The sequence below is a fragment of the Cupriavidus sp. 30B13 genome, from assembly GCF_049059565.2.
GTDB lineage: Bacteria > Pseudomonadota > Gammaproteobacteria > Burkholderiales > Burkholderiaceae > Cupriavidus.
Window position 1 is genome coordinate 1,743,234 of the sequence record NZ_CP188223.1, and the last position, 11,468, is coordinate 1,754,701.

Annotated in this window: 7 protein-coding genes; all 7 read right to left on the minus strand. The window is 71.5% G+C overall.

From position 1 onward, the window contains the following. Positions 1 to 17: 17 nt before the first annotated feature. Complete coding sequence (locus ACKI2N_RS08095; protein WP_420994987.1) at positions 18 to 2,450, minus strand: TonB-dependent siderophore receptor; 2,433 nt, start codon at positions 2,448 to 2,450, stop codon at positions 18 to 20. 176 nt (positions 2,451 to 2,626) lie between these two features. Continuing rightward, a complete protein-coding gene (locus ACKI2N_RS08100; RefSeq protein WP_420994986.1) occupies positions 2,627 to 3,664 on the minus strand; it encodes a FecR family protein in 1,038 nt (345 codons plus the stop codon). A gap of 10 nt (positions 3,665 to 3,674) precedes the next feature. Further along, positions 3,675 to 4,190, minus strand: a complete 516-nt coding sequence (locus ACKI2N_RS08105; protein WP_420994984.1) for a sigma-70 family RNA polymerase sigma factor — start codon at positions 4,188 to 4,190, stop codon at positions 3,675 to 3,677. A gap of 238 nt (positions 4,191 to 4,428) precedes the next feature. Then, a complete protein-coding gene (locus ACKI2N_RS08110; RefSeq protein WP_420994982.1) occupies positions 4,429 to 6,435 on the minus strand; it encodes an Ig-like domain-containing protein in 2,007 nt (668 codons plus the stop codon). 332 nt (positions 6,436 to 6,767) lie between these two features. Beyond that, complete coding sequence (locus tag ACKI2N_RS08115) at positions 6,768 to 8,249, minus strand: FAD/NAD(P)-binding protein (protein WP_420994980.1); 1,482 nt, start codon at positions 8,247 to 8,249, stop codon at positions 6,768 to 6,770. A gap of 18 nt (positions 8,250 to 8,267) precedes the next feature. Further along, entirely contained in the window at positions 8,268 to 9,743 is a 1,476-nt protein-coding gene (locus tag ACKI2N_RS08120; protein ID WP_420994978.1) for an LLM class flavin-dependent oxidoreductase, read from the minus strand. Beyond that, on the minus strand, positions 9,740 to 11,176 hold the full coding sequence (locus ACKI2N_RS08125; RefSeq protein WP_420994976.1) for an LLM class flavin-dependent oxidoreductase: 1,437 nt from the start codon (positions 11,174 to 11,176) through the stop codon (positions 9,740 to 9,742). The genes ACKI2N_RS08120 and ACKI2N_RS08125 overlap by 4 nt, the downstream gene beginning before the upstream one ends. Between the last annotated feature and the right edge of the window lie 292 nt (positions 11,177 to 11,468).

Sequence of the window (11,468 nt, forward strand, 5' to 3'; positions counted from 1 at the left end):
GTGCGGCCTGCAAGCGTTCAGTATCGGGTCCGTACCGTCAGCATGACGTTGCGCGGCTGGCCGTAGTAGCCGAGCGACTGGTAGTAGTTGCGGTCGAAGACGTTGTTGACGCTCAGGGTGGCGGACCAGTTGCGGTTGACCTTGTAGCCGACCTGCATGGCCACGGTGGCGTAGCCCGGCACGCGGATATTGCCGCTGGTCAGCGCGCTGGAGGCCAGCACGCCCGCGCCGGCGCTGAAACCGGCGAGCGGGCTGCCCGCCAGGAAGCGGTAGTTGCTCCAGAACTTCAGGTTGTGCCGCGGCGTGACCGCGGACAGGTTGTCCTGGTCCGTCTCGTAGCGGGCGTTGAGGTAGGTGTAGCCGGCCGAAAGGTCCCAGCCGGGCAGCGGCGAGCCGCTGACCTCGGTCTCGAAGCCCTGGATGTCGGCGCGGCCGGCGGCGCTGTAGAAGAAGGTGTCGCTGGAGTAGTAGGCGCGGTTGTGGTCGGTCAGCTTGAAGACCGCGGCCGAACTGTTCAGGCGGCCGCCCATGAATTCGCCCTTCACGCCGGCCTCGTACTGCCGGCCGGTGCGCGGCGGCAGCGGCGAGCCGCTCGCGGTCAGCTGGGACTGCGGCACGAAGATCTCGGAGTAGCTGGCGTAGACCGACACGTGCCGGCCCAGGTCGTAGATCAGCGCGGCGTAGGGGGTGAACTTGTGGTCCACGCCGCCCGGCGAGCGCGGCATCGCCGGTTCCGTGCCGAAGTCGCCGAGGCCCACGTATTGCTGGTAGTTGGTGAGCCGCCCGCCCAGGATGGCGGTCAGCGGGTCGAGGATCTTCAGCCGCGCCTGGCCATAGACGCCGAACTGCTCGGTGCGCACCTTGTAGATGCCGGTCAGCGGCAGCGCCGGCTCGGGCAGGTGCGACAGGGCGAAGAAGTCGATGGTGTCCGACGGCACGTTGGAGTAGCCGTCGCGGCTGTCGAGGCGGTCGTAGTTCATGCCGAACAGCAACTGGTGCTGGCGCCCCAGCAGCCGGAACGGTCCGCTGGCATTGATGTCGGCCGCCAGCCAGCTGAACGCGGTGCTGTCGGCCGCGGGGAAGTAGTTGGTCTGGTTGGTGGCCGGGTCCACGCCGCCGAAGACGCCGACGTACTTGGCATCCGTGGTGGTGCGGCGGTAGCGCAGGCTGGCGCGCGAGCGCCAGTCGTTCTCGAAGAAGTGGTTGAGCTCGGCGAAGACTTCCTCGGTGTCCTGGTTGGTGTGGGTCCAGTCGGGAAAGGGGTTCGAGCGGCGCGGGATGGCCGGCAGCGCGCCGTTGGCGTATGCCGGCAGCATCGAGAGGATGCCCTGGTTCTCGTCGTGCTGCACGGTGCCGGAGACCGACAGCAGCGTGCGCGGCGCGAGGTCGTATTCGACGATGCCATAGAGCATGCCCGAGCGGCTGTGCGAATGGTCGTAGAAGTAGTCGCGGTCGGTGCCGGCCACCACCGCGCGCCCGCGCAGCGAGCCGTCGGCGTTGAGCGCGCCGGTGATGTCGGCGTCGGCGTGGTAGTTGTTCCAGGAGCCGACCGAGACGCTGCCGGAGGTCTGGAAGTCGCGCTGCGGGCGCTTGCGCGCGAAGTTGACCAGCCCGCCCGGCTCGCCGGAGCCTTCCAGCAGCCCGGCGGAGCCGCGGATCACCTCGATGCGGTCGTACATCGCCAGGTCGAACTGCGGCGCGCCGACGTTGAGCGAGGTGGTCGACGGAATGCCGTCCAGCTCCGCCGACAAGGCATAGCCGCGCGCGAAATACTGGTTGTTCAGGTAGGGATTCTCGTTGACCTGGACCGTGATGCCGGTGGTCTGCGCCAGCGCGTCGCGCACCGTGGTCATGTTCTGGTCGTCCATGCGCTGGCGGGTGATGACGCTGACCGACTGCGGGATCTCGCGCAGGGCATGCTCGCTCTTGCCCAGCGTGAGGGCGCGCGTGGTGTACGAGCCGGTGTCCTGCGTGGTCGCGTCGCGCGACTCCGCGGTCACCGTGACCGCGGGAAGCGGGATGTCGGCGGCCGGCGCGGCCGGCCCGCTCGGCGCGGCCGGCTGGCCCGGCGCCGTGGACGCCACCAGCACGTAGCCCGCCGCGGTCTTGCCGATCGCATAGCCGCTGCCGCGCAGCAGCGTGTTGAACCCGTCCTCGACCGAGTAGCTGCCGCGCAGCCCGGCCGAGCGCATGCCCCTGAGCTTGTCCGCCTCCAGCGCAAGCGCCACGCCGGACTGGGCGGCGAAGCTGCTCAGCGCATCGGCGAGCGCGCCGGCGGGAATGTCGTACCGGACGGCGGCGCGCCCGCCCTGGGCCAGCGCCGCCGTGCCGTGGCCCGCGGCCAGGGCGCCGGCGATGGCCAGCTGGATGGCGATGGCCAGCGCGCTGGGGCGCGCGCGGCGAAGGGTGCGGGCCACGGTGCGGCGGCGCGTCGGGTGGGCTGACTGCATGCTCGGGGATTCCTCTTCGTTGACGTTCCATGTAGCGGCGGGACGAAAAACGAAGACAGGCGCCGGCCGTGGCCCGTTTTTCGTCGCCTACGCAGGCATTGACGTGCGAGCCGGGGAAACACGAACCTGCCGTGGAAAGAAATTTGCGGCGGCGCGGATGCGCCCGCGGACGCGCGCTACCGGGCCGCCGCCGGGGCGTCCACCCAGACCAGGTAGGGCGTCAGCATCCGCACGCGCAGGGCGGGCACGCTGTCCACCAGCAGCTGCAGCGCGCGGTCGGTATCGTCCAGCGGCAGCACCCCGGCCATGTCGATGTCCTGGAGCCGGGCGCGGTCGTAGAGGATGCGGCCGCGGCGGTAACGGTTGAGTTCGTCCAGCACTTCGGGCAGCGGCCGGTCGCGCACCACCAGCTGGTGGAATTTCCAGGCATCCGCCACGCTGCGCGCGTCGATGCGCTCGACCGGGCCCAGGCCGCCGGCGGCGATGCGGACCCGCTGGCCGGCCTCGATGACGGCGCTGGCGGCGCCGGCCGGGTCGCCGCGCTGGCCGCCCGCCTGCACCGCCACCTTCGATTCGAGCATGGTCAGCCAGGTGCCGTCGTCGCGGCGGTCCACCACCAGCCGGGTGCCGAGCGCGCGGATGGTGCCGTGCTCGGTCTCGACCAGGAAAGGCCGGCCGGGGTCGTGGGCCACGTCGACCAGGATCTCGCCGCTGACCAGTTCCAGCGCGCGCCGCCGCGGGTCGAAGCGCAGGTTGACCGCGCTGTGGCTGCCAAGCGTGATGCGGGTGCCGTCGGACAGGGTGCGGGTTTCCCACTGGCCGGTGCCGCTGCGCATGTCGGCCGCCAGCCAGGCGAGGGGATAGGCCTGCAGCGCCAGCCACCCCGGCACCGCCAGCGCGCAGGCCAGCGTGGCCGCCGCCACGGCGCGGCGGGTGCGGCGCCGCTTGCCGTCGCCGGCGAAGGTGGCGCCGAACGCCGCGCGAGCCGGGCCGGCATGGCCGCCGGCGGCCTCCCGCACGCTTTGCAGCTGGCCGATCACGTTTTGCATGCTGTCGGCGGCGGCGGCGTGCCGCGGATCCTTGCGCTTCCATGCCTCGAAGCCGGCGCGGGCGGTCTCGCAAGCGCCCGCGTCGCCGGCGCTCAGGCGCACGATCCATGCCGCGGCCTGGGCGGCAATGTCGTCGGGGACGGGCTGGCGGCGCGCGGCGGGCATGCGGGCCGGTCTAGCCGTTGAGAACCTGATGGCAGCGCAGCAGCGCCTGCGCCAGGTACTTCTGCACCATGCGCACGGAAATGCCGAGCCGGCTCGCCACGGCCGGCTGGGTCTCGCCTTCCAGGTAGTGCAGCAGGAACACCTCGCGCCCCTTGTCCGGCAGGCCGGACAACGCGCTGCCCAGTTGCGCCAGCACCTGCACGGCGACCGCGATGGCCTCGGGCGACGGGGCGCCCTCCGTGCTCCCGGCCACCAGCGCCAGCTCGGCCAGATAGGCCTGTTCGATGCGGGCGTGGCGGGCGCGGTCGATCATCAGCCGCTTGGCGGTGGTGGTCAGGTAGGCGCGGGGTTCCGCCAGCATGGACGGCGCATGGCGCGCGCCCAGGATGCGCAGGAAGGTGTCGTGCGCGAGGTCGGCGGCCTGCTCGGTGCAGCCCAGCTTGCGGCGCAGCCACGCTTTCAGCCAGCCGTGATGGTGGCTGTAGAGCGTTTCGACTTCCTGGAGATGGGTATCGGCGGCTGACATGATCGCACCGGCGCGGTGCCCGCGTCTGCGTTAAACAGGATTTAAATGAGAATTGTTCGCAATTGTATTGGGTGGCGGGCGGCATGGCAAGACCAATGGCCAGTCTGCTGCGAAAGCGCCCCGGGGAGGGCCGGAACCGGCTGCGTGTCCTGCGCGCAGGCGCCGGCGGCGCTCCCCGGGGAGGGCGCCGGCCAGGCGTTCCGGCCGGCGCGCCGCCGGCGGCCGGCGGCAATCCCGGTTATTGGCCGGGAACGTTGATGACGGTGTTGACCATGGTCACCCCGGCGGTCAGCGCGATCGCGCGGCCGTTGAGGGTCGTGACGACGGCGCTCGGTGGCGTGCCGCCGGTGGTCGAGATGGTGATGCCCGCATTGGCCAGCATGGTGCCCGCCATGGTGGAACCGGTGCCGATGATGGCGCCGCCCGGGACGTACCAGAACACGTTCTTGGCCAGGGCGCCGTTGACGAGCAGGACCTGGATCGGCACCGCCGGCGTGGCCGGGCCGGTGAGCCCGACGTTCAGGGTGCCGCTGCCCGCGGCGGTCTGGAAGACCCAGACGGCATTCGCGTCGCCGCCGGCATCCAGGGTCAGGCTGGCCGAGGTCCGCCCGACGCCGCCGATGTCGTAGGTTCCGAGCGCCGACAGGTACACGCCGGGCGGCAGCGTCCGGCCCGCAAGCTCGTCGGCGCCGTCGCCGATGCCGCCGCAACTGGCGCACTGCGCGGGGTCCGACATGTCGATGCCGCCGGGCAGCGAGGCGGGAGAGAGCGCGTTGAATGCGGCCAGCGCGCCGATGCTTGCCTGCGTCACGGCCGCCGCGGCGACCGAGCCGGGCGGGGCGGTCAGCGTATAGATCAGCCCGTTGACCGTGCCGTCGTTGCTGGTCGTGGTGGTGTAGACGTTGCCGCCGGCGTCGTGCAGTCCCGTTATCGTCGTGGAAGCGGCATTGACGCCGAGATCGCCATTGATGACGGTGGCCAGCCCGTCGTTGGTCACGGTGGCGCTGCCCCCGAACGAGCCGAACGGCGCCGCGCCGCCCAGCGCGGGCGCGGTGGCGCAGGTCGACGAATTCGTGGTGAACGTCGTGGCCGCGCCGGTGGCCAGCGCATTGCCCGCGAGATCCTTGGCGCCCGTCGTGATGGTGGCGATGTAGCTGGTGCCGGCCGTCAGGGCGCCGGGCGTGAAGGTGGCGACTTTGCCCGGGACGTCGTAGGTGACCACGCCCGGCAGCAGCGCCGCCGGCGCGGCGGAGGTGGTGAGCGTGAAGGTGGCGGTATTGAGGGTAAGCGGGTCCATCGCCTCGCTGAAGGTGAAGTTGACCGACTTGTTGGTGCAGATCCCGGTGGCGAGGTTGGCCGGGTTGGTGGAGACGACCGTGGGCGGCGTGGTGTCCGCGCCCGCGCCCGTGGTGAATGTCCACGTGAAATTGCCGGCCAGCGCATTGCCGGCGAGATCCGCCGCCGCGGTGGTGACCGTGCCGTTGAACGCGGTGCCCGCGGCCAGCGGGGCGCCCGGCGTGAAGATCGCGCTTTTCGCCCCGGCCGCGTAGGAAACGGTGCCCGCCACCGGCGCGCCTCCCGCGCCCGTCAGCGTAAAGCTGGTGCCGCTGATGGTCGCCGGATCCATGTCCTTGCTGAAGGTCACGGCGATATTGGTGTTGGTCGCCACATTGGCGGCGCCGGCGGCAGGCACGCTGAGCGATACCGTGGGACGCGTCGTGTCGGGGGCCGAGCCGGTGGTGAACGTCCACACGAAGTTGCCCAGCAGCGCATTGCCGGCCAGGTCGCTGGCGCCGGTGGTCACCGTCGCGGTCAGCAGGGTGGCGGCGGGCAGGGCGGCGGCCGGGACGAAGGCGGCGCTTTTCGCGCTGGCCACGTAGGTGACCGAGCCCGCGACGGGCGCCGCGCCGGGGCCGGTGACGGTGAAGCTCGCTGCGGTGAGGGATGCCGGGTTCATGTCCTTGCTGAACGTCGCGACGACCTTGGTATTGGTGCCGACGCCCGTGGCGCCGGGCGCGGGAACGGCCAGCGTTACCGTGGGCCGGGTCGCGCCCGGAGTGCCGCCCTGGTCCGGATTGCCTGGCGCATTGTTGTTGTTGCCCGAGGAACCGCCGCCGCAGCCTGCGGCCAGCGCGATCGCCAGCACCGCCATAAACCGCCCCAGCCCGCCCAGGCCGGTGGCAGACTTGTCCGTTCGCAATCCCGGCCCGGCAATGGTCCCGTCGTGGCTTTTGAGGTTTTTCATTTTTTCTCCGCGTGTGCACTGCCTGAGTGCTGGCAAGTAGAGGCAGGCGCGGCGGAATTCCCGGCGATGCCTCCTCTCTCGCGCAGAGAGTCTGGGAGATCGAACGCGAAAAGTCGGTACGGTAGTGGGCAATCGGGACGGGGAATCGTCTCCTGCCGCTCCTGCCGCTCCGAACGCGCGGCGCAACGGTCGGCGCGCTCCCGCCGGTCAGGCGGAGGCTTCCGGCATTGGTTACCCGCGGTTGTTTCCCTTTGGCGGCAGTTGCGGCCTCTTGGCGCCACCCGCGCGAGGATGCGGGTGGCGCCGTGCCGCGCGCCGCGCGCGGCGGCGCCTCAGCCCGCGGCCACCGGCGCGGCGGCGCCGGCGCGGTCTTCGTGCGCGTGCGCGGCGGGCCGCGCCAGTTGGGCGATCAGCGATCGCGCGACCTTGGTCGCCTGCGGCACGTGTTCGGTGACCGCGTTGGATTCCCAGAACACGCCGCGCAGCGGATGGCCGACCGCATGCAGGCCCGGCTGGGGCCGCCCGCCGGCGTCGAGCAGCGCGCAGTCCGCGCGGTTGGCCTGCAGGCCGAAGCCGAGCGGATCGGGCAGCGCCAGGCCGCGGGCCAGCACGTCGCGGGCGAGCGGATCGTGGCTCTGCGTCCAGTCGAACGCGAAGCCCAGGCAGTTGACCACGCGGTCGGCTTCCAGGGTCTGCACCGCGTCGCTGCCGCGCGCGCGCCAGCGCACGGCCAGCCGGCCGTCGGCCAGCGTGTCCACGGCCAGCAGCGTGCCGGCCGCATGGCGGTAGCGGCCCCCGGCCTTGACGCGCGTCTGCCAGGCCAGCGCCTCGGGCGCCGAGCGGTGCAGCGCGACGTCCCACCACGAGCGCAGCTTGCGCACGAAGCGCGCGCGCTCTTGAACGCTGGCGCGGGCCCACAGCGTGTCCACCTGCAGGCGCAGGGTGGGCACGATGCGCTGCCAGTCCTGCCGCTGCGCCGCCATGGCGCGCAACTGCGGATGGACCTGGCGCAGCAGCTGGCGCAGCGTGAGGCCGCCGTCGGGAATGTGGAGGAAGTCGGGCCAGGGTTCGGGCATGCGGCGCTCGTTGACGCCGAGGCCGGTGCGCGAGATCGCCATGTGCTCGCCACGGAAGCCGGCGTGCTCGGCCGAGATCAGGCCGTCCAGCGCGCTCAGGCCGGCCCCGAGGTAGACGATGCGCCGGTCGCGCGCGACTTCGTGCCAGGCGCCGCCGGCCCACTGGTCGGCCACGTAGCGGGGCGAGCGCCGGGCCGCGTCGCCGAGCGCGAACGGCAGCTGGTCGGCGCGGCGCTGCATCAGGCCGGTGGCCAGCACCACCTTGTCGGCCAGCCGCTGCCGGCCGTCGGCGAGCGACACCGCATAGCCGTGCGCGGTGGCCCGCAGGCCGACCGCGCGCGCCCGCACGTGCTCGAGCGACAGGCCGGGGCGCAGGCGCGCGGTCTCCTCCGCCCAGGTCTGCTGCAGGTAGGCGCCGTACAGGCGGCGCGGCGGCAGGCTGTCTTCGATCGCCACCCCGGGCGGCGGCGCCCAGGCGCCGGCGCGCACCTGGCGCGCGAGCCAGCCGGTGAAATGCGCGGGTTCTTCTTCGAACAGGCTGATGGCCTTGCTCACGCCGTTGATCAGGTGCTGGGCGAGCGGCGTGCCGTAGGCCACGCCCAGGCCCGGCGTGGCGGCGGGTTCGATCAGGTCGATGTGCAGCGCCATTGGCGCTTGCCGCAGCAGGCGCAAGGCCACGGCGATGCCGGCGAAGCCGCCGCCGACGATGGCGACGCGGGGAATGGCGACAGTGTTCACGAGATAAGGTCCATGCGGTCAGGCGGCGGCCGTGCCGGCGGCCGGCGCGGGCCGGGTTTGCTGCTGGCTGGCGGTTGGGGCGGGAGGGGCGGTCGGGTCGGGTGGGGTGGAAGGGGCGGACTCCGCGGCCGGCACGCGGTAGCGGGCGGCGGCATGGTCGCTGCCCAGCCGGGCGCGGCCGGGGCCGTAGAGCTTTTCGCGCAGGGTGCCGGGCTGGTACGCCGTCTTGTAGACGCCGCGGCGCTGCAGTTCGGGCACGACGAGGTCGACGAAGTCCTGGTGCGAGTCGGGCATGATGGTGTAGCTCAGGTTGAAGCCGTCCACGCCGGTTTCCTCCATCCAGGCCTGCATCGCGTCGGCGACCTGCGCGGGCGAGCCCACCAGCACCGGGCCCTTGCCGCCGATGGCGTTGTGGCGCGCCAGCTCGCCGATGGTCCATACCCGGTCCGGGTCGGCGATGGTGAAGCCCTCGACGGTGGATTGCATGCCCTCGCTCCGTTCGTAGGTGAACGGCGCGTCGATGTCGCGCCCGGCCAGGTCGATGCCGGTCCAGCGCGAGAACAGCGCGAGCGCGCCTTCCAGGCTCACGTGCCGCTCGATGTCGGCCAGCTTGGCGCGGGCTTCTTCCTCGGTGCGCCCGACGATGACCGTGAGCAGCATGAAGAATAGCACCGAGGCCGGGTCGCGGCCCTGCTCGGCCACGCGGCGGCGTGTGTCCTGCACTGTGTCGCGGATCACTTTGCGCGACGGCGCGCTGATGAACACGCACTCGGCATGCGTGGCCGCGAAGGTCTTGCCGCGCCCGGAGGTGCCGGCCTGGTAGAGCAGCGGCGTGCGTTGCGGCGACGGCTCGCTGTAGTGCACGCCCTCGATGTGGAAGTACTGGCCGTCGTGGCGGATCTCGTGCACGCGGGCGGGGTCGGCGAAGATCTGCCGTTCGCGGTCGCGCACGGCGGCGCCGTCTTCCCAGCTGCCTTCCCACAGCTTGTACAGCAGTGCCATGTATTCGTCGGCCACGTCGTAGCGCTCGTCGTGCGCGCGCGCCTCGCCCAGGCCCACGGCGCGGGTGCCGGTGTTGCCGAAGCTGGTGACGATGTTCCAGCCCACGCGGCCGTTGGTCAGGTGGTCCAGCGTGGACATGCGCCGCGCGAACTGGTACGGCGGCTCGTAGGTCGTGCTGCTGGTGACCGCGAAGCCCAGGTGCGTGGTGACCTGCGCCATGGCCGAGACCAGCAGCAGCGGATCGAGCCGCGGGAACTGCAGCGCCCCGCGGATGGCGGGGTCGTGGGAGCCGCCGTAGACGCTGTAGGTGCTGATGCCGTCGGCCCAGAACAGCGCGTCGTAGAGGCCGCGCTCGGCGATGCGGGCCAGCTCGGTCCAGTAGGCGAGGGTGTGGTACTGCAGCGATTTGTCGCGCGGATGCTTCCACAGCCCCGGCGACAGGTGGCTGGGCGCGAAGGTGACGAAGGCGTTGATGCGGATTTCTTTGCTCACGGTGCGGTGACTTGCGGTGCGGGCGCGGCGTGGCCGGCGCTGGCGCTGGTTGAGGGAGCCTGCGCGCCGTGGCGGTGGCGGCTGGCCGGGTGGCTGTCGGGCAGGCGCGCATGGCCCTGGCCGTAGAGCTTCTCGCGCAGCGTGCCGGGGGCGTAGTCCTGCTTGTAGACGCCGCGGCGCTGCAGCTCGGGCACCACCAGGTCGACGAAGTCGCGGAAGCTTTCGTGGGCGACGGCGTAGCCGAGGTTGAAGCCGTCCACGCCGGTGTCGTCGACCCATTCCTGCATGCGGTCGGCGATGGTGGCGGGCGAGCCCACCAGCAGGCTGGCGCTGCCGCCGCCGATGGCCACGCGCGCGAGGATCTCGCGGAAGGTCCAGACGCGCTCCGGGTCGGCGCGCGTGTAGTTGTTCACCACCGACTGCATGTGGTTGGAGTCGATGTACTCGATGGGGTCGTCCAGGCCGTAGCGCGACAGGTCGATGCCGGCCCAGCGCGAGAACAGCGCCGCCGCGCCTTCGGGACAGGCGTATTGCAGGTAGTCCTGGTACTTGGCCTGGGCCAGCTCGTCGGTGGCGGCGGGAATCGCGGTGAGCGACAGGAACACCTTGATGTCGCCGGCGTCGCGGCCGGCCAGCACGGCGCGCCGGCGCAGGTCGTCGACCGCGTCCTTCACTACCTTCTTGCTGGGCGCGCTGATGAACACGCACTCGGCGTGCCCGGCCGCGAACGCCTTGCCGCGCGCCGAGGTGCCTGCCTGGAACAGCAGCGGCGTGCGCTGCGGCGAGGGCTCGCAGATGTGGATGCCTTCGCTGCGGAAGAACTCGCCTTCGTGCCGCACCTGGTGGATGCGCGCCGGGTCGGCGAAGATGCCCTGTTCGCGGTCGCGCAGCACGGCTTCGTCTTCCCAGCTGCCCTCCCAGTACTGGTAGACCAGCGACATGTACTCGTCGGCCACGTCGTAGCGGTCGTCGTGGGCGCGCGCGGCCTGGCCGTTGAGGGCCCTGGTGCCGCTGTCGCCGAAGCTGGTGACGATGTTCCAGCCCACGCGGCCGCCGGTGACATGGTCCAGCGTGCTCATGCGGCGCGCGAACAGGTAGGGCGGCTCATAGCTGACGCTGCTGGTGATGCCGAAGCCCAGGTGCTGCGTCACGTGCGCCATGGCGGAAACCAGCAGGATCGGGTCGAGCCGCGGGAACTGCACGGCGCGGCGGATGGCGGTGTCCGCGCTGCCCTTGTACACGTCGTACAGGCTGATGCCGTCGGCGAGGAACACCGCGTCGAACTTGCCGTCTTCGGCGATGCGGGCCAGGTCGGTCCAGTAGGACAGCTTGTTGTAGTCCAGCGAGCGGTCGCGCGGATGCCGCCACAGGCCCATCGACAGATGGGACGGCGCGGCCAGCGCGAAGGCGTTGAGTCGGATCTCTTTGCTCATGGCGGAGGTGGATGGGCGAGGCTGGGAAGGGCCGCCGGCGCCGGCGGCGGGCGGACGGCATGCGACGGCGCGAAGGTGTCCACTGGGTTCGAGACATGCCTGATGAAGGGGATGGCTGGAAGAGGATGGCTGCGCGGGCCGGCATCGTGTCGCGCCGCATCGGGGCGGCCGGCGCCACGGCATATCCGTGCCCGCGCCAGACGCCAGGAGTTCACAAGGTTAATCAATCCGCGGCCGTGGCCGAAGCGCGATTTACGCATTTGCATATCCGCGCGCCTTTCCATGGATATGC

Excerpts from the sequence above, each read along its gene's own strand:
- ACKI2N_RS08100 (WP_420994986.1), bottom strand. The coding sequence starts at position 3,664 with ATGCCCGCCGCGCGCCGCCAGCCCGTCCCCGACGACATTGCCGCCCAG.
- ACKI2N_RS08095 (WP_420994987.1), bottom strand. The coding sequence starts at position 2,450 with ATGCAGTCAGCCCACCCGACGCGCCGCCGCACCGTGGCCCGCACCCTT.
- ACKI2N_RS08105 (WP_420994984.1), bottom strand. The coding sequence starts at position 4,190 with ATGTCAGCCGCCGATACCCATCTCCAGGAAGTCGAAACGCTCTACAGC.
- ACKI2N_RS08110 (WP_420994982.1), bottom strand. The coding sequence starts at position 6,435 with ATGAAAAACCTCAAAAGCCACGACGGGACCATTGCCGGGCCGGGATTG.
- ACKI2N_RS08125 (WP_420994976.1), bottom strand. The coding sequence starts at position 11,176 with ATGAGCAAAGAGATCCGACTCAACGCCTTCGCGCTGGCCGCGCCGTCC.